The 17,952-nt window shown below is 69.4% G+C and carries 18 protein-coding genes; 9 read left to right on the top strand and 9 right to left on the bottom strand.

What is annotated here, in order from left to right; translation table 11 throughout:
• Positions 1-12 precede the first annotated feature (12 nt).
• From gyrB to dnaA, 7 genes are all read right to left on the bottom strand, one after another.
• Positions 13-2,010 (bottom strand): DNA topoisomerase (ATP-hydrolyzing) subunit B, encoded by a 1,998-nt coding sequence (gene gyrB / locus ABH931_RS01535; RefSeq protein WP_370109038.1) that lies wholly within the window; start codon positions 2,008-2,010, stop codon positions 13-15.
• Between the two features lie 267 nt (positions 2,011-2,277).
• Positions 2,278-2,796: a DUF721 domain-containing protein gene (locus tag ABH931_RS01530; protein ID WP_370109036.1), complete on the bottom strand. Its 519-nt coding sequence runs from the start codon at positions 2,794-2,796 to the stop codon at positions 2,278-2,280.
• A gap of 57 nt (positions 2,797-2,853) precedes the next feature.
• Entirely contained in the window at positions 2,854-3,219 is a 366-nt protein-coding gene (locus ABH931_RS01525; protein WP_370109034.1) for a hypothetical protein, read from the bottom strand.
• Complete coding sequence (gene recF, locus ABH931_RS01520; RefSeq protein ID WP_370109032.1) at positions 3,216-4,346, bottom strand: DNA replication/repair protein RecF; 1,131 nt, start codon at positions 4,344-4,346, stop codon at positions 3,216-3,218. The genes ABH931_RS01525 and recF overlap by 4 nt, the downstream gene beginning before the upstream one ends.
• Positions 4,347-4,388: 42 nt before the next feature.
• Positions 4,389-5,264 carry a phosphogluconate dehydrogenase (NAD(+)-dependent, decarboxylating) gene (gene gnd / locus ABH931_RS01515; protein ID WP_370109031.1) on the bottom strand — a complete coding sequence of 292 codons (876 nt, stop codon included), beginning with the start codon at positions 5,262-5,264 and terminating at the stop codon, positions 4,389-4,391.
• A 217-nt stretch (positions 5,265-5,481) separates the two neighbouring features.
• A complete protein-coding gene (gene dnaN, locus ABH931_RS01510) occupies positions 5,482-6,624 on the bottom strand; it encodes a DNA polymerase III subunit beta (RefSeq protein ID WP_370109029.1) in 1,143 nt (380 codons plus the stop codon).
• Positions 6,625-7,437: 813 nt separating this feature from the next.
• A complete protein-coding gene (gene dnaA, locus ABH931_RS01505) occupies positions 7,438-9,231 on the bottom strand; it encodes a chromosomal replication initiator protein DnaA (RefSeq protein WP_370109027.1) in 1,794 nt (597 codons plus the stop codon).
• A 371-nt stretch (positions 9,232-9,602) separates the two neighbouring features.
• On the opposite strand from dnaA, the gene rpmH reads away from it, so the two are divergent.
• From rpmH to ABH931_RS01460, 9 genes are all read left to right on the top strand, one after another.
• Positions 9,603-9,740: a 50S ribosomal protein L34 gene (gene rpmH / locus ABH931_RS01500; protein WP_370109025.1), complete on the top strand. Its 138-nt coding sequence runs from the start codon at positions 9,603-9,605 to the stop codon at positions 9,738-9,740.
• Positions 9,741-9,769: 29 nt separating this feature from the next.
• Positions 9,770-10,168: a ribonuclease P protein component gene (gene rnpA / locus ABH931_RS01495; RefSeq protein ID WP_370109023.1), complete on the top strand. Its 399-nt coding sequence runs from the start codon at positions 9,770-9,772 to the stop codon at positions 10,166-10,168.
• A gap of 26 nt (positions 10,169-10,194) precedes the next feature.
• Positions 10,195-10,491, top strand: coding sequence for a membrane protein insertion efficiency factor YidD (gene yidD / locus ABH931_RS01490; RefSeq protein ID WP_370109458.1), 297 nt, complete (start codon positions 10,195-10,197; stop codon positions 10,489-10,491).
• 3 nt (positions 10,492-10,494) lie between these two features.
• Positions 10,495-11,571, top strand: coding sequence for a membrane protein insertase YidC (gene yidC / locus ABH931_RS01485; protein WP_370109021.1), 1,077 nt, complete (start codon positions 10,495-10,497; stop codon positions 11,569-11,571).
• 65 nt (positions 11,572-11,636) lie between these two features.
• Positions 11,637-12,158: a protein jag gene (locus ABH931_RS01480; RefSeq protein ID WP_370109020.1), complete on the top strand. Its 522-nt coding sequence runs from the start codon at positions 11,637-11,639 to the stop codon at positions 12,156-12,158.
• A 115-nt stretch (positions 12,159-12,273) separates the two neighbouring features.
• Positions 12,274-13,014 carry a 16S rRNA (guanine(527)-N(7))-methyltransferase RsmG gene (gene rsmG, locus ABH931_RS01475; RefSeq protein ID WP_370109018.1) on the top strand — a complete coding sequence of 247 codons (741 nt, stop codon included), beginning with the start codon at positions 12,274-12,276 and terminating at the stop codon, positions 13,012-13,014.
• Between the two features lie 338 nt (positions 13,015-13,352).
• Complete coding sequence (locus ABH931_RS01470; RefSeq protein ID WP_370109016.1) at positions 13,353-14,456, top strand: AAA family ATPase; 1,104 nt, start codon at positions 13,353-13,355, stop codon at positions 14,454-14,456.
• Positions 14,453-15,556, top strand: coding sequence for a ParB/RepB/Spo0J family partition protein (locus tag ABH931_RS01465; RefSeq protein WP_370109014.1), 1,104 nt, complete (start codon positions 14,453-14,455; stop codon positions 15,554-15,556). The genes ABH931_RS01470 and ABH931_RS01465 overlap by 4 nt, the downstream gene beginning before the upstream one ends.
• A gap of 95 nt (positions 15,557-15,651) precedes the next feature.
• Positions 15,652-16,269: a GNAT family N-acetyltransferase gene (locus tag ABH931_RS01460; RefSeq protein ID WP_370109012.1), complete on the top strand. Its 618-nt coding sequence runs from the start codon at positions 15,652-15,654 to the stop codon at positions 16,267-16,269.
• A gap of 56 nt (positions 16,270-16,325) precedes the next feature.
• On the opposite strand, the gene ABH931_RS01455 is transcribed toward ABH931_RS01460, so the two are convergent.
• The gene (locus ABH931_RS01455) at positions 16,326-17,498 is read right to left on the bottom strand and encodes an N-acetylmuramoyl-L-alanine amidase (RefSeq protein ID WP_370109010.1); all 1,173 of its coding nucleotides are present in this window, start codon (positions 17,496-17,498) and stop codon (positions 16,326-16,328) included.
• Between the two features lie 102 nt (positions 17,499-17,600).
• Positions 17,601-17,930 (bottom strand): thioredoxin, encoded by a 330-nt coding sequence (gene trxA / locus ABH931_RS01450; protein WP_370109008.1) that lies wholly within the window; start codon positions 17,928-17,930, stop codon positions 17,601-17,603.
• Positions 17,931-17,952 lie beyond the last annotated feature (22 nt).

Genomic DNA, 17,952 nt, shown 5'->3' with positions numbered 1-17,952 from the left:
TGCCGGAGAGACTCAGACGTCGAGGAAGCGGACGTCCTTGGCATTGCGCTGGATGAAGGAACGGCGGGCCTCGACGTCCTCGCCCATCAGGATCGAGAACAGGTCGTCGGCGCGGGCGGCGTCCTCCAGGGTGACCTGGGAGAGCAGACGCACGTCGCGGTCCATGGTGGTGACCCGCAGCTCCTCGGCGTTCATCTCGCCCAGACCCTTGAAGCGCTGGATCGCGTCGTCCTTGGGCAGCTTGCGGCCGGCCTGACGGCCCGCCTCCAGCGCGCCGTCCTTCTCCCGCTCGGAGTAGACGTACTCGATGTCGTCCCGGCCCCACTTGATCTTGTACAGCGGCGGGCGGGCCAGGTAGACGTGGCCACCCTCGATCAGCGGGCGCATGAAGCGGAAGAGCAGCGTCAGCAGCAGCGTGGAGATGTGCTGGCCGTCGACGTCGGCGTCGGCCATCAGCACGATCTTGTGATAGCGGAGCTTGGCCAGGTCGAAGTCGTCGTGCACGCCCGTGCCGAAGGCCGAGATCAGCGCCTGGACCTCGGTGTTCTGCAGCACCTTGTCGATCCGGGCCTTCTCGACGTTCAGGATCTTGCCGCGGATCGGCAGGATCGCCTGGACGCGCGGGTCACGGCCCTGCTTGGCCGAGCCGCCGGCCGAGTCACCCTCGACGATGAAGATCTCGCACTCGGTCGGGTCCTTGGACTGGCAGTCCGACAGCTTGCCCGGCAGCGAGGCCGACTCCAGCAGACCCTTGCGACGCGTCAGGTCGCGCACCTTGCGGGCGGCGACGCGGGCCGTGGCGGCGGTGATCGCCTTGCGGATGATGTCCGCGCCCTCGTTCGGGTTGCGGTCCAGCCAGTCGCCCAGGTGCTCGTTGACGACCTTCTGCACGAAGGTCTTCGCCTCGGTGTTGCCGAGCTTGGTCTTGGTCTGGCCCTCGAACTGCGGCTCGCTCAGCTTGAGGCTGATGATCGCGGTCAGACCCTCGCGGATGTCCTCACCGGTGAGGTTGTCGTCCTTGTCGCGCAGCAGCTTCTTGTCGCGCGCGTACCGGTTGACCAGACCCGTGAGCGCGGCCCGGAAGCCCTCCTCGTGGGTACCGCCCTCGTGGGTGTGGATGATGTTCGCGAAGGAGTAGACACCCTCGTTGTACGAGGTGTTCCACTGCATCGCGATCTCCACGGAGATCTTCTTGTCCTTGTCCTCCGCCTCGAAGTCGATGACGGTGGGGTGGATCACCTCGCCCTTGCGGGAGTTGAGGTACCGGACGAAGTCGGAGATGCCGCCCTCGTAGTGGTAGCTCACCGCGTTGGGCTTGCCCTCGTCGTCCGTGTGGTCGGGACGCTCGTCGGTGAGGTTGATCGTGACGCCCTTGTTCAGGAACGCCATCTCCTGGAAACGCCGCGAGAGGGTGTCGAAGGAGTAGTCGGTGGTCTCGAAGATGTCCGGGTCGGCCCAGAAGGTGACCGTGGTGCCCGTCTCCGAGGTCTCCTCGTGCCGGGCCAGCTCGGCCACCGGAACGCCGATCTTGTACTCCTGCGACCAGCGGTGGCCGTCCGCCTTGACCTCGACCGCGAGACGGTGCGAGAGCGCGTTGACGACCGAGATGCCCACACCGTGCAGACCACCGGAGACCGCGTACCCGCCGCCGCCGAACTTGCCACCGGCGTGCAGCACCGTCAGCACGACCTCGACGGCCGGCTTCCCGGTCGTCTTCTCCACACCGACCGGGATGCCACGGCCGTTGTCGACGACGCGCACCGCGCCGTCCGGCATGATCGTCACGTCGATGGTGTCGGCATGCCCCGCCAGGGCCTCGTCGACCGAGTTGTCGACGATCTCGTAGACCAGGTGGTGCAGGCCACGCTCGCCGGTCGAGCCGATGTACATGCCCGGGCGCTTGCGGACGGCCTCGAGCCCCTCCAGCACCTGAATCGCACTGGCGTCGTACGACTGCTGGTTCTCGCCGTTCTCGTCTGGGGACTGGTTGGGGTTGCCGGACTCGGCCACGAAACGCCCTCTCTGGCACAGCGCGGGCCGTCCCGGCCCAGTGGGCGGACCGGAAACGGCCACGGCGTTACGACTCTCCACCGCGAGCGTTTCCGCTAGCGGCGGTGTTTGGCTTCCAGTCTACCGGTAGGACTGACAGAGATGGGGCTTTGCGGCCCTCTGGGCGGCCCGTGCCGGACGTCAACGGGCGCCCGACATGTCCCCACACTCGCGAGGGGGGCGCAAAGCGCTCTGACGGCCGTTTCTCGGCTCCGGGCGAAGTGTGCCCTAACCCCAGGTGTCGCCGGGACCCTTGCTGCCCGGGGCACGCAGCCGTCCCCGGTATCGGGCCGGACCCGTCGAGGGCCCCTGGACCTTGATGAGCCGCACCGTGCCGTGGCCCAGGCCGCCGTTCAGATTCTTGAGCAACTGCGGTGCCATCAAACGCAGTTGAGTGGCCCACGCGGTGGAGCTGCAGCGCACGGTGAGCACCCGCTCGTCCTCGTCGTAGTGCTCCGGCTCGCAGTGGGCGGCGATGTCACGCCCCACGATCTCCGGCCACCGGCCCATCACCCCGCCCACGGCGGCGGGCGCCTCCCAGCCCCGCTCCGCGATCAGCCGGCTGATCGCGGAGCCGAGCGGCTGCGGATCCCGCCCGTCGGCACGAGCGCCGGACCGCAGCCCGGTCCTGCGCGCCTGCTTCTTCTGCAACGTGGCCTCGCCACGGGCACGCGCCTGCTCCCGCGCCGCCCGCAGCGCCACGCGGGCGAGATCGACACCGCTGAGCTCGGGAGTCTCCTCGGTCACGGCTCGCCTCTTCACTCACACCCTGTGGACAGAGTCTCCCAGGGTACGCGCGCCACCTCACTCGGGGACGGCAGCCTCAGGATCCTCGGCCAGGATCTCCCGCCACACCTCCAGCACGGCGTCCAAGGCGCCGGGAGGGAACAGCTCACCCAGCATGGAGTAGCTCCGCCGGTTGAACCCGTTCATCGCGGTCCGGGCTCCACGCACCCGCCGCAGCTCGTCAGCGGCCTCCTCGCCCCGGCCCAGCCCGGCCAGAGCCAGGGCGCGCACCTCGGTACTGCGGAACGAGCTGGTGAACAGCGCATAGGGCAGCGGCTGCTCACCGATACGCAGCGACTCGGCGGCCGGAGCCGGCTCTGCCTGCGGCTCCGGCCGCGCCTGGGCTCCGGCCCGGAACAGTCGGCTCAGGCGCCGCGGTATCAAAGCCTCGTCACCTCGCCGTTCAGGACCGAGTAACGGGCGCCCTTCAGGGCCTCCGGCACGTCCTCCGGGACGGCGGCCGTGACCAGGACCTGCTCGCCCGTCACGACTCGCTCCGCCAGGCGTTCGCGGCGGCGGGCGTCCAGCTCCGCGAAGACGTCGTCGAGGATCAGCACCGGCTCGCCGCCGTCCGAGCGGAGCAAGTCGTAGGAAGCCAGGCGGAGCGCCAGCGCATACGACCAGCACTCGCCGTGCGAGGCGTAGCCCTTGGCCGGCAGGTCCCCCAGCCGCAGGCCCAGCTCGTCGCGGTGCGGGCCCACCAGCGTCAGGCCGCGCTCCAGCTCCTGCTTGCGGGCCGCGCCCAGCGCGGCCATGAGCGCCGCGTACAGGGCCTCGCGGCCGCCCGACAGCGGCACGCCCTCGCCCATCGACGAGCGGTACTCCAGCACCGTCCCACCGCCGCCCGGCGCCAGCTCCTGGTAGGCATGGGCCACCAGCGGCTGCAACGCCGCCACCAGGTCCAGCCGGTACGCCAGCAGCTCCGCCCCCGCGCGGGCCAGATGGTCGTCCCAGACGTCCAACGTGGACAGGTCCATCCCCCGGCCCGCCCCGCGCCGCGCCTGCGCCGCCGACTTCAGCAGCGCGTTGCGCTGCTTCAGCACCCGCTCGTAGTCCTGCCGAACCCCCGCCAGCCGCGGCGCGCGCAGCGTCAGCAGCTCGTCCAGGAAGCGGCGGCGCTCACCCGGATCGCCCTTCACCAGCGCCAGGTCCTCCGGCGCGAACAGCACCGTCCGCAGGATGCCGAGCACGTCCCGGGGCCGCACGTTGTCACTGCGGTTGATCCGCGCCCGGTTCGCCCGGCCCGGGTTGAGCTCCAGCTCGATCAGCGTCTGCCGCTCGTCGCGCACCACCATGCCGCGTACGACCGCGCGCTCCGCGCCCGCGCGCACCAGCGGGGCGTCCCCTGCCACCCGGTGGCTCCCGAGCGTCGCCAGATAGCCGACGGCCTCCACCAGGTTGGTCTTGCCCTGGCCGTTGGGACCGGTGAACGCGGTGACGCCCGGGTCGAGGGGAACCTCGGCCCGGGCGTAACAGCGGAAGTCGGCCAGCGACAGATGCGCGACGTGCACAGCTTCCTTCGCAGGTTGTGGATAACTCCTGTGGAGTTAGCTCTACTTGGACTCGACCGCGTGGCCGCCGAACTCGTTGCGCAGCGCGGCGATCATCTTCATCTGCGGGGAGTCGTCCTGCCGCGAGGCGAAGCGGGCGAAGAGCGAGGCGGTGATCGCGGGCAGCGGCACCGCGTTGTCGATCGCGGCCTCCACCGTCCACCGGCCCTCGCCCGAGTCCGCGGCGTAGCCCTTGAGCTTGCCCAGGTGCTCGTCCTTGTCGAGGGCGTCCACGGCCAGGTCCAGCAGCCAGGAGCGGATGACCGTGCCCTCCTTCCAGGAGCGGAAGATCTCGCGGACGTTCTCGACGCTGTCCACGGCCTCCAGCAGCTCCCAGCCCTCGGCGTAGGCCTGCATCATGGCGTACTCGATGCCGTTGTGGACCATCTTGGCGAAGTGGCCCGCGCCGACCTTGCCGGCGCGCACGGCACCGAAGTCGCCCTCGGGCTTGAGCGCATCGAAGATCGGCTGCACCTTGGCGATGTCGGCCTCGGCGCCGCCGTACATCAACGCGTAGCCGTTCTGCAGGCCCCAGACACCGCCGGAGACACCGCAGTCGACGAAGCCGATGCCCTTGGTGGCGAGCTCCGCGGCGTGCTTCTCGTCGTCGGTCCAGCGCGAGTTGCCGCCGTCCACGACGACGTCACCCGGCTCCAGCAGCTCGGCCAGCTCGTCGACGGTCGACTGCGTCGGGCCGCCGGCCGGGACCATCACCCACACCACGCGCGGCGCGGCGAGGGAGCCGACCAGCTCCTTCAGGCTCGCGACGTCGGACAGGGCGGGGTCACGGTCGTACCCGACAACGGTGTGGCCCGCGCGGCGGATGCGCTCGCGCATGTTGCCGCCCATCTTGCCGAGACCGATGAGTCCGAGCTGCATGATCAGTCCTTCGTTCCGTGTCGACTGTCCGCGGCCCCGTTGCCGCACCAATGCACGAGCCTATCCCTGGCCAGACCTCAGGGGCGCGAGGCTCTGCTCGATCGACTGCGTGCGCGAGAAGCCACGGCGTGCGGATGGCCCTGACCGTTCGGCCTGCCAGCTGCGTGGGTGGCTTGTCACGCAGTTCCTCGCGCCCCTGGACAGTGCGACTGCCGGCTCAGCCCGAGAGTCGGACCGGCATGATCAGGTACTTGTACGCCTCGTCCGCCTCGGACTCCTGCGAGGCCCTGCCGCTCAGGAGCGCCGGCTTCGTCGCCGTGGTGAAGCTCAGCTGGGCGATCGGGGAGTCGATGGCCGAGAGGCCGTCCAGCAGGTAGGCCGGGTTGAAGGCGATCGAGATGTCGTCGCCCTCGAGGTCGGCGTCGATCCGCTCCACAGCCTGTGCGTCGTCGCCCGAGCCCGCCTCCAGCGTCACCACGCCCTGCTCGAAGCTCAGCCGCACCGGGGTGTTCCGCTCGGCCACCAGGGAGACGCGCTTGACGGCGTCGACGAAGGCCTGGGTGGGCACTGTGCCGATCGCGGAGAACTCCGTCGGGAAGAGGGCCCGGAACTTCGGGAACTCGCCCTCCAGGAGGCGCGTGGTGGTTCGGCGGCCGGCACCCTCGAAGCCGATCAGGCCCTCGCCCTTGCCGCTGCCCGCGAGCGCGATGGAGACGTTGTCGCCCGCGCTGAGCGACTTGGCCGTGTCCAGCAGCGTCTTGGCCGGGACCAGCGCCACGGCCGACAGGCCTGGCTGCTCCGGCTTCCACAGCAGGTCCCGCACGGCGAACCGGTAGCGGTCCGTGGCGGCCAGGGTGACCCGGTCGTCCTCGATCTCGACGCGGACGCCCGTCAGCACCGGGAGCGTGTCGTCACGGCCGGCCGCGACGGCCACCTGGGCCACCGCGGCCGCGAAGGCGTCGCCCGGGACCACGCCGGAGACGGTGGGCATCTGGGGCAGGGCGGGGTACTCGTCCACAGGAAGCGTGGGGAGTGTGAACTTCGAGCTGCCGCAGACGACGAGCACGCGCACGCCGTCGGTGGAGATCTCCACAGGCCTGTTGGGAAGGGCGCGCGAGATGTCGGCCAGCAGACGGCCGGAGACCAGGACAGTGCCCGGCTCCTCCACGTCCGCCTCGGTCGCCACGCGCGCGGAGACCTCGTAGTCGAAGCCGGACAGGCTCAGACGGCCCTCTGCGCCGTCGCTCTCGGCCGTCAGCAGCAGCCCGGCGAGAACGGGCACCGGGGGCCTGGCCGGGAGGCTGCGCGCGGCCCAGGCCACCGCCTCCGCGAGGACGTCACGCTCGACCCGGAACTTCACCGGTAACCGCCTCCTGGGTGGATGTCGCTGTGTGTTCAGCAAGGTGTTCATCTACGGCTCGCATGGAGGCCCACGGGACGGGGCACGCTCCTGGTTGCCAGAGACAGTCTGACGCATACCACGGACAGCCGAAGCAGAAGGCCCCGAAGCGGCCTCGAACGAGCGTCCCGTCAGCGTTCTCCACAGATCTGAGCCCACCCTGCTTTTGGATCAAGACCGAGCTATATCTAGTGGGTAGTAGTAGTAGGGGTTGTGGATACGGTGGATAACCCCTTTCTGCGCTGGTCGGGGCCCACTTTTTGTCCACATCGCCTGGGGACGGAAGCTGTGGGAAAACTACACGTCCTGTGGACGCAGCACCCCTTGTGCACAGGCTCCTTGGGTTGTCCCCAGGTTGTCCACCGCTCTGTCCCCAGGTTTTCCCCACGTTTCCCACAGCCCCTGTGGCAACAACACGTGACCCAATTCGCCCGGGAGTGTGAAATGCCCTTCCGGGTTGCCGTTCTGTGGACATTCTTGTGGAGAAGTGGCCCGCCTCTGGGGATAACCCGCCTCTCCCTGGGGACAGCGCGTGGATAACTCTGGCGGCCGGTTGACCGCCCCCAAGTTGTCCACAGGTTGTGGAGATCTGTTTCCCACAGTTCCACAGGGGGCTGAGCTGGGAAGATCCTCCCAGAGCGCGGCGCCCTGTGGACGAGTTCTGGATAACTCCGTTCTCCCCAGCATGTGGACAGCCGCTGCGGCCACATCTGTGGGCAAACGACGGAGGGGCGCCCCCACCGGGGGCGCCCCTCCACACAGCTCCGCCGAGCGTCAGCTCTTGATGCGGTTGGTCAGCTCGGTCACCTGGTTGTAGATGGCCCGGCGCTCCGCCATCATCGTGCGGATCTTGCGGTCCGCGTGCATGACGGTGGTGTGGTCGCGGCCGCCGAAGGCGGCCCCGATCTTCGGCAGCGAGAGGTCCGTCAGCTCCCGGCACAGGTACATGGCGATCTGCCGCGCCGTCACCAGCACCCGGCTGCGCGAGGATCCGCACAGGTCGTCGACGCCCAGCCCGAAGTAGGCCGCCGTCTGCTGCATGATGACGTTGACCGTGATCTCCGGCCCGTCCTCCTCGCCGCCCGGGATCAGGTCCTTGAGGACGATCTCGGCCAACTGCAGGTCCACCGGCGCCCGGTTGAGGCTGGCGAAGGCGGTGACCCGGATCAGCGCGCCCTCCAGCTCGCGGATGTTGCGCGAGATCCGCGAGGCGATGAACTCCAGCACCTCGGCCGGCGCGTTCAGCTGCTCCTGGATCGCCTTCTTGCGCAGGATCGCGATGCGGGTCTCCAGCTCGGGCGGCTGGACGTCGGTGGTCAGACCCCACTCGAAGCGGTTGCGCAGCCGGTCCTCCAGAGTGACCAGCTGGCGGGGCGGCCGGTCGGAGGAGATCACGATCTGCTTGTTCGCGTTGTGCAGGGTGTTGAACGTGTGGAAGAACTCCTCCTGCGTCGACTCCTTGTTCTGCAGGAACTGGATGTCGTCGACCAGCAGGATGTCCATGTCCCGGTAGCGCTGCCGGAAGCCGTCGCCCTTGTCGTCGCGGATCGAGTTGATGAACTCGTTGGTGAACTCCTCGGAGCTCACGTAGCGGACCCGGGTGCCCGGGTAGAGGCTGCGGGCGTAGTGCCCGATGGCGTGCAGCAGGTGCGTCTTGCCCAGGCCGGACTCGCCGTAGATGAACAGCGGGTTGTAGGCCTTGGCCGGGCTCTCGGCCACCGCGACCGCGGCCGCGTGGGCGAAGCGGTTACTGGAGCCGATGACGAAGGTGTCGAAGAGGTACTTCGGGTTCAGCCGCGCGGCCGGCTCGTCCTTGCCGCCACCGGCCGGTAGCGGGCTGCTGCCGCTGGACCCGGTGCCCGGACGCGGCAGCGGAGGCGTCGGCTGCGGGCTCGCGGACTCGGGCAGGTGCTCGGCGCGCGGTTCGAGCGCGGCCGAGGCCGCGTCGGGACGCGCGGGCGGCTGAGCCGACGCGGCGGGCTCCGGCAGGGCTGACTGCGGCAGCTGCACCGGCAGCTGCGGCACGGCCCACTCGTCCCGGTAGGCGGGTTGCTGCGGTGCCTGCTGCTGCGGTGCGGGCTCGGCGGCCGGGGCGGCCGTGTAGGGCTCGGTGTACGGCTCGGCGTAGGGCTCCGGGTACGACTGCTCCGCGAAGGACCGGCCGCCCAGGGGCTGGGCGTAGCCGTAGCCGTAGCCGTGCTGGGCCGGGGCCTGCGGGCCCTGCTGCTGGTAGGGCCCGGGCTGCTGCTGGAGCGGCGGCGTGGGGGCCGGCGCCTGGGGCGCGGGCGGGGCCAGGGTACCGGCGCTGGCGTCCACGACGACCGCGATCAGGACCTGGCGCTGGAACTCCTGTCCGAGCAGCTCGGTGATCTGTTGCACGAGCCGGCCCTCGAGGACGCCCTTGGCGTACTCGTTCGGGGCGGCGAGCAACGCGGTGTGGGCCATCATGCCCATGGGGTGGGTGCGCTGCAGCCACTTCTTGTCCATGGACTCGACCGCCGGGTCGTTCGCCAGTCGCTCGACGACTCGCGCCCATGCGGAAGCGAGATCGTTTGTTGGGTCAGCCACTGGTGCACGCCTTCACTGGGGGCAGAAGTTCCTTGGGAAGTCTGTCAACGGTAGGCGGCCGAAGCGTCCTCGTACAAGTTGTTGTCCACAGGGTGTGGGAAACGTGTCGCGGGTCCGTCGCGGCAGGTGATGTGGCACGCTGTGCGGGCTTCGCCGGGGTCTGGTTTGACCCGTCGGTGCCGTTCCGCGTACCGTAACGAGGTCGAGTTGTCGATGGCCGCTGCCGCATGCCCGCGGAGTCTCCGCATACGAGGCGAGCAGCTCTGGGCGTCGTGGATCACCGTATCGAACGGGTTATGGGGATCGCGCGGACGCACGGTGACGGCCAAGCGACGGTCCGGCCGCCCCTTCGATTGACCTGGAGTTTCCCCGTGAGCAAGCGCACCTTCCAGCCGAACAACCGCCGTCGCGCGAAGACGCACGGCTTCCGCCTGCGCATGCGTACGCGTGCTGGCCGCGCCATCCTCGCGGCGCGCCGCGAAAAGGGCCGCACCAAGCTGTCCGCCTGACCGACTGCCTGAAGTAGAGGTTGTCGGTCGTGCTGCCCTCCGAATCTCGGTTGAGGCGGCGCGAGGACTTCGCGACCGCGGTGCGGCGGGGCCGGAGAGTCGGCCGTCCGCTGCTGGTCGTGCACCTGTACATCGGGGGCACGACCGCGGAGCCTGCAAACCCGCATGGCGCCGGGGGGAACTTTCTCCCGGCGCGTGCGGGTTTTGTTGTCAGTAAGGCTGTCGGTGTGGCGGTGGTCCGCAACCGCGTCAAGCGGAGGCTGCGCCATCTGGTGGCCGAACGGATCGGCGACCTGCCCGCAGGTAGCCTGATAGTGGTACGCGCGCTGCCCTCGGCCGCCGAGGCGCAGTACGCGGACCTGGCACGCGATCTGGACTCCGCGCTGCGCAAACTGAGCGCCTCATCGCCGACGGGAGCAGGGCAGTGACGTACCTGCTGTGGGTGGTGGTCGGCTTGGTCGGCCTCTTCGCCGGCAAGTACCCGCTGTTGGGGCTGATCAAGCTCTACCAGTGGACCATCAGCCCCATGCTGGGACCGGTGTGTCGCTACCACCCGTCCTGCTCGCGTTACGGCTTTGAGGCCATCAAGGTCCACGGTGCGATCAAGGGCACCGTCCTCACCGCCTGGCGGATCCTACGGTGCAACCCGTGGAGCCCCGGCGGCTTCGACTACGTCCCGGAACGAAAGCACCCGGTCTGGTACCGGCGGTTTCGCAAGCCGGTCCCCCCGACCACTGCCCAAGGAGTCTGACCGGTGCAGTTCTACGACACGATTCTGAGTCCGCTGTATTACGTGGTCTCAGCGATCCTCGTCTGCTTCCACGGCATGTTCAGCCAGGTGTTCAATCCGAACAGCGGCTGGGCGTGGGGCCTCTCCATCGTGCTGCTGGTGCTCGTCGTCCGCGCGGCGATGATCCCGATCTTCACCAAGCAGATCAAGTCCATGCGGACGATGCAGGCTCTGCAGCCGAAGATGAAGGTCATCCAGGAGAAGTACAAGAACGACCGGCAGCGCCAGTCCGAAGAGATGATGAAGCTCTATCGGGAGGCCGGCACCAACCCTGCCTCGAGCTGCCTCCCGATGCTCATCCAGATCCCGATCGGTGGCGCGCTCTACGGTGTGCTCCGGCTGATCTCCGAGGGCCACAAGGTCGGCATCTTCACCCAGGCGCAGGTGAACAGCGCCAAGGCGGCCGACATCTTCGGGGCCCCGATCTCCGGGACGTTCTACTCGACGACCCACACGAGCGTCCGGATCGTCGCCGGCATCTTCATCGCGCTGATGTGTGTCACGCAGTTCATGACCACGCGGCAGATCATGACGAAGAACGTCGACCTCACGGTCAAGACGCCGTACATGCAGCAGCAGAAGATGATGATGTACTTCCTGCCGCTGATCTACGTCTTCACCGGTCCGGCCATGCCGATCGGTGTCCTGATCTACATGTTCTCCACGAACATCTGGACCCTGGGCCAGCAGCTGGTGATCATCCGCAACAACCCGACGCCGGGTTCGGTGGCCTGGAAGGAGCGCCAGGCGCGCCTGAAGGCGGCGGGCAAGCTCAACGCCGACGGCACCGAGATCAAGGGCCTGGCCTCGCTGGTCAAGGGCGGCTCGGACAAGCCGGTCGAGGACGAGGTGCCGGAGCCGGCGCCGGTGCGTCAGCAGCCGAAGCGGCAGACCAAGTCGCAGCGTTCCTCCGGTGGCGGCGGCCAGCAGGGGGGCGGCACCAAGACCGCCGCGTCCTCGCGTGGCCGGGCCACCGCCGGTGGCGGTGGCGGTGGCAACCGCAACCAGGGCGGCGGGCAGTCGCCGAAGAAGAAGTCCTGACCCGCTTCCCTCTCCCTGTCTTCATCCTCTCTGTCTCCATCTGATTCACCGAAGGAGTCGATCCTGTGACGGACGGCACCGTGGCCCCCGAGGGCACGTCCAAGAGCGAGCTGCTGGCCAACCTGGAGCAGGAGGGCGAGATCGCGGCGGACTACCTGGAGGCGCTGCTCGACATCGCCGACCTGGACGGCGACATCGACATGGACGTCGAGGGCGACCGCGCCTCGGTGTCGATCGTCGGTGAGGGTCCGGGGGCGATGCGCACGCTGCAGCGCCTGGTGGGCCAGGACGGCGAGGTGCTGGAGGCCCTCCAGGAGCTGACCCGTCTGGCGGTGCACCGGGAGACCGGGGAGCGCAGCCGGTTGATGCTGGACATTGCCGGGTTCCGCGCGGGCAAGCGCACGGAGCTGGCGGAGCTGGGTGCGCAGGCGGCGAAGGACGTGAAGGAGTCCGGCGAGCCGGTGCGCCTGCGGCCGATGACGCCGTTCGAGCGCAAGGTGGTTCACGACGCGGTGGCCGCCGCCGGTCTGCGCAGCGAGTCGGAGGGCGAGGAGCCCCAGCGCCGGGTGGTCGTCCTGCCTGCCTGAGCGGGCCCCGCAGGATTGTCCGGCCCCGTCCGCGGTGCGCGTCGTCGCGTGCCGCAGGCGGGGCCGTTGCAGGTTTTGATGAGCAGCAGCTGTAAGCGAGAAGGAGTGGTGCGGCGTGGTCGAGGACCAGCCGGAGGAGTTTTCGACGGAGCTCGGGGAGACCCCGGCTGTCGCCGCGGAGCTCTTCGGCGATCGGCTGCCGCTGGCCGAGCGTTACGCGGAGCTGCTCGCTGACGCGGGGGTCAAGCGCGGCCTGATCGGCCCGCGTGAGGTGCCCCGGCTGTGGGAGCGGCACATCCTCAACTGTGCGGTGCTGGGTGAGGCACTGCCGGAGAAGCCGTCCCCGCTGTCGCTGTGCGACGTGGGGTCCGGGGCCGGCCTGCCGGGCATCCCGGTGGCGCTGGCCCGTCCGGATGTGCAGATCACGTTGCTGGAGCCGCTGCTGCGGCGCACGAACTTCCTGGAGGAGGTCGTGCGGGAGCTGCGTCTGGACAACGTGACGGTGGTGCGCGGCCGGGCCGAGGAGATGGTCGGCAAGGTCCAGGTCGATGTGGTGACGGCCCGGGCGGTAGCGCCGATGGACCGGCTGGCCGGCTGGGGCCTGCCGCTGCTGCGCCCGTACGGGCAGATGCTGGCGCTGAAGGGCGACTCGGCGGAGCAGGAGGTGGCCGAGCATCGGGCCGCGCTGCTGAAGCTGGGGGCTGTGGAGTGGTCGGTGGAGGTGGTGGGGGCCGACGTGGTCTCCACGCCGACGCATGTGGTCCGGGTGATGGCGGGCGAGAGTCCGGGCGGGGTGAAGTCGGCCGCGCGTCGTGCCAAGGCAGCTCGCGCCTCGCGGAACCGCCGAAACCGCTGAGTCTTCTTTTCAAGATCACTAACTGCTTCACGTGGAGCAGTTAGTGATCTTGTCTTTATGTGCCGGAGTGTCGAACCGTCAGATAGTGCCCAAAAACGGGCATCGTGGTGCTCGTGAAACGTCGCTCCTTGCTCTCCGGCATCCTCAGCCGTAGCCGTGAGGCCGCCCAACGTACCCGTCCCGGCCGTCCTTCGAGTGAGACTCGCCCATTCGGTGAAACTCGCCCTTTGAGTGAAGACATGGCGCCCAGGGGCCTCGATCGTCGCCAACTCGCCCCTGTGCCTCGTGAGCTGCGCGATGATGCTGACGACAGCCCGGAGACTCAGGGGGGCGCCACCATGTCCGTCGAACAGCCCGTCGTCGCAGAGCCGCTCCCCGGGCCCCGGCTGCCCGCGCCCGTTGTCCAACCCACGGGGGCGCATGAAACACTGGCCGACATGCAGGACTCCGACACCCCGCCGCTCGCCGACGACACTCCGATCGCGCGCGCCGCGCAGGCCGCCGTCACCGCGATGGCGCGGGTCGGAGATCCGCTGCCGCGCCCCGCGCAGACCCGCGTCATGGTCGTCGCCAACCAGAAGGGCGGCGTCGGCAAGACCACGACCACGGTCAATCTCGCCGCCTCGCTGGCCCTGCACGGCGCTCGCGTCCTGGTGATCGACCTCGACCCGCAGGGCAACGCGTCCACCGCCCTGGGTATCGACCACCACGCCGAGGTGCCCTCCATCTACGACGTGCTCGTCGAGGGCAAGCCACTGGCCGACGTGGTGCAGCCGGTGCTCGACGTCGAGGGCCTCTTCTGCTGCCCCGCCACCATCGACCTGGCCGGGGCCGAGATCGAACTGGTCTCCCTGGTCGCCCGTGAGAGCCGTCTGCAGCGCGCCATCGCCGCCTACGAGCAGCCGCTCGACTACATCCTGATCGACTGCCCGCCCTCGCTCGGCCTGCTGACGGTCAACGCGATGGTGGCCGGCCGCGAGGTGCTGATCCCGATCCAGTGCGAGTACTACGCGCTGGAGGGCCTCGGGCAGCTGCTCCGCAACGTGGACCTGGTCCGTGCGCACCTCAATCCGGATCTGCACGTCTCCACGATCCTGCTCACCATGTACGATGCGCGCACCCGGCTCGCCTCCCAGGTGGCCGAGGAGGTGCGCAACCATTTCACCAGCGAGGTGCTGCGCACCAGCATTCCGCGGTCGGTCCGGGTCTCCGAGGCGCCCAGCTACGGGCAGACGGTGCTCACCTACGACCCGGGCTCCAGCGGCGCGCTGTCCTACCTGGAGGCCGCCCGGGAGATCGCCCTGCGGAACGCGGAGGCCGAGGCGGCAGCCACCGCGGTCAGCTACGCCAACGGCGCGGCGACCGGGGTCTACGCCCAGCACAACCGCAGCCTCGAACAGCACGGCATGGACCAGCACAGCACGATGGAGGGGAACCGGTGAGCGAGCGTCGTAGGGGTCTTGGTCGTGGTCTGGGGGCGCTGATCCCGGCGGCCGCCTCGCCCGTCACTCCCCCCGGTGCCGTCGGCACCGGCGCGCCCGTGGTCGCCAACCCGGAACGCGGCATCGCGGCCGTCAAGGTCGCCGGCCTGAACGGCGCTGGCGGCGTCGCCTCCATCCCGGTCCGGACGGTGGACGCGGCCGAGTCCTCCTCGGGTCCGGAGCTGAAGCCGATCGAGGGCGCGTACTTCGCCGAGCTCCCGATCCACACGATCACGCCGAACCCGCGCCAGCCGCGTGAGGTCTTCGACGACGAGGCGCTGGCGGAACTGATCACCTCCATCAAGGAGGTCGGTCTGCTCCAGCCGATCGTGGTGCGCCAGGTGGGGCCGGAGCGCTACGAGCTCATCATGGGCGAGCGTCGTCTGCGGGCCGGCAAGGAGGCGGGCCTCGACGCCATTCCGGCGATCGTCCGCGCCACCGACGACGACAAGATGTTGCTCGACGCGCTGCTGGAGAACCTGCACCGCGCCCAGCTGAACCCGCTCGAAGAGGCGGCCGCGTACGAGCAGCTGATGTACGACTTCTCCTGCTCCCAGGGCGAGCTGGCCGACCGCATCGGCCGCTCGCGCGGGCACGTCAGCAACACGGTGCGGCTGCTGAAGCTGTCGCCGTTCATGCAGCGGCGGCTCGCGGCGGGGGAGTTCTCCGCCGGGCACGCCCGGGTGCTGCTGGGCGTGGACGACGAGGAGCAGCGCGAGAAGCTCGCGGCGCGGATCTCTCCGGAGGGCCTCTCGGTCCGCAACCTGGAGGAGATCGCCACGCTGCTCGCCAAGGAGACCGGCAAGCCGCGCAAGGCGCCGGCCCCGCGGGCCGGCCGTCGGGTCTCCCCGGCGTTCGCGAGCCTGGCCAACCGGCTCTCGGACCGGTTCGACACCCGGGTCAAGGTCGAGATGGGGAAGGACCGCGGCAAGATCGTCGTGGAGTTCGCCTCGGTGGACGACCTGGACCGCATCCTCGGTGCGTTCGCGCCGGGTGAGGGTGAGCGGCTGCGTCAGGGAATCCTCGGCGAGGACGTCGAGGCCGAGCCCATCGAGGACTGACCCAGCGGGCATCATGGCGGAGCCCCCGCGCTCTCCGAGCACGGGGGCTCCGTCATGCCCGCGTGTCTTTTCGTGCGGGCGCCTATCGTGGAGGCATGGGACGCCGGTTGGTACCGCTGACGCTGGACTCGCTCGCTGATCTCCCGCTGCCGTGCAGAGGCTGCGTCTTCTGGGAGCTGGACGCGGTCAGCGGAGAGGCCGCCATCAAGGACGGGCGGCCGGAGTTGGAGAAGGAGTCCTGGATCTCCGGCGTGCTGCTGGAGTGGGGGTCCTGCGGTCGGATCGCCTATGTCGACGACGTGCCGGTGGGCTTCGTCCTGTACGCACCGCCCGCGTACGTGCCGCGGTCGCTGGCTTTCCCGACGAGCCCGATCTCCCCGGACGCGGTGCAGTTGATGACGTCTCGGGTGCTGCCGGGCTATCAGGGGCAGGGGATCGGCCGGACCTTGGTGCAGACGGTGGCCAAGGATCTGGTGCGTCGGGGCTTCAAGGCGATCGAGGCGTTCGGTGACGCGAAGGCGGAGGACGCGCACTGCGTGCTGCCGGCGGACCATCTGCTGGCGGTCGGCTTCAAGACGGTCCGACCGCACCACCGGTATCCGCGGCTGCGGCTTGAGGTGCGGTCGGCGTTGTCGTGGAAGGGCGAGATGGAGGTCGCCCTGGAGCGGTTGCTGGGCGCCGTGCAGAAGGAGCCGTCGCTGCGCCCGCTGTGAAGCATTTCAAGATCACTAACTGCTTCACGTGAAGCAGCCAATGATCTTGAGGCGCCTCAGACGCGGGTCAGCGGAAGCCGCAGCACGCCCGTCGGGGCGTCGTCCTCTGGCGGGAGGTAGACGCGCTGGACGGCGACCGCGATCGCCTCGACCGCCTGGGCGCGGGTCTCCGGGGAGCGGAGCCGCTCCGCGTCGCCGGCGTGGGTGAGGTAGCCGAGCTCCAGGCGCACGCACGGCATGGTGGTGGCGCGCAGCATCGTCCAGGTGCGGGCGTGGCTGCGCAGGTCCCCGAGGCCACAGCGGGCGACGAGCTCGCGCTGGGCCAGCCCCGCGAACTGCTTGCCGGTGTGGGACCATCGGCCGCGACTGTCGTCGCCGTAGTAGTAGCTCGCGACGCCCCCGACGGTGGGGTTGGTGTGGCCCTCCAGATGCAGCGAGATCATCAGGTTCGCACCGGTGCGGTTGGCGAAGCGGATGCGCTCGGCCTCCTCGGGGGCGGTGTCGGCGGTGCGGGTCAGGTAGGTCCGCACACCGAGGGCGGTCAGCCGGCCCTCCAGACGGCTGGTGACGTCCCAGACGATGTCGGCCTCGTTGAGGCCGTACCCGCGCAGACCGGTGTCGGGGCCGCCGTGGCCCGGGTCGATGACGATCACCTTGCCGGTCAGGGCAGGGCCGGAGTGACGCAGCATCTCGGTCTCGCGCATCACGTGCGGGGTGCCCCCGACGACGGTGCGCGAGAGCCGCTCCAGCACCACATAGGTGGTGGGCCCGAGGGTGCAGTCGGGGTAGAGGCCCATATTGCGCTGGAACTCGCCGACGGCCTGGGCGGTGGCGGGGCCGTAGATGCCGTCCACTCGACCCGGGGTGAAGCCCATGTCGAGCAGCCGCTGCTGGAGCTGGGCGACGTCGTCGCCGACCTGCATGCTGCTGGGCAGGTAGTTGAGCACCCGGTCGCCGAGTTGCCAGCGGGCCTCGTTGAGGTGCCGGTAGGTCTCCGGTCCGACGATGCCGTCGGCGGTGAGTCCGCGCTGCTGCTGGAAGTGGCGGATGGCCGCGTCCACGTCCAGGTCGAAGAGGGACTCGGCGGAGGGCAGGTGGCGGCCCGGACGCTGGGTGGGGGGCTCGGCGAGCAGGCCGAGCAGGGTGAGTTTGAAGCGGATCTCGGCGACGGCGGGACCGGTGTCCCCGAGCTTCCAGGAGTACGCGTGGGACGGTCGCTGCTGGGACATAGCCAAGATCGTACGCCGCGGGCCCCCGGTTTCCGTGAAACCAGGGGCCCGGAGCGGGCATGCCGCGGTGTTGTGACCCGATCAGCCGATCAGCAGATGGATTCAGCCGACGAAAGCGGCCAGGTCGCGCAGCAGCGCGCTCTTCGGCTTGGCGCCGACGATGGTCTTTACGACCTCGCCGTTCTGGTAGACGTTCATGGTCGGGATCGACAGCACGCCGTACTTGGCCGGGGTGTCCGGGTTCGCGTCGATGTCGATCTTGGCGATGGTGAGCTTGTCGCCGTACTCGGTGGCGAGCTCCTCCAGGATCGGCGCGACCTGGCGGCACGGGCCGCACCAGGTGGCCCAGAAGTCGACCAGGACGGGCTTGTCGCTCTTCAGGACCAGGGCCTCGAAGTCTGCGTCGGTAACGGTGATGGTGGCGCCGGCCACGGGATCTCCTCGGGTTGGTGGT

It is taken from the genome of Streptacidiphilus sp. MAP12-33, assembly GCF_041261265.1.
In the GTDB taxonomy this organism is placed as follows: domain Bacteria; phylum Actinomycetota; class Actinomycetes; order Streptomycetales; family Streptomycetaceae; genus Streptacidiphilus.
Note: the sequence above shows the minus strand (reverse complement) of the source record. Positions and strands in the feature narration are given on the sequence as shown.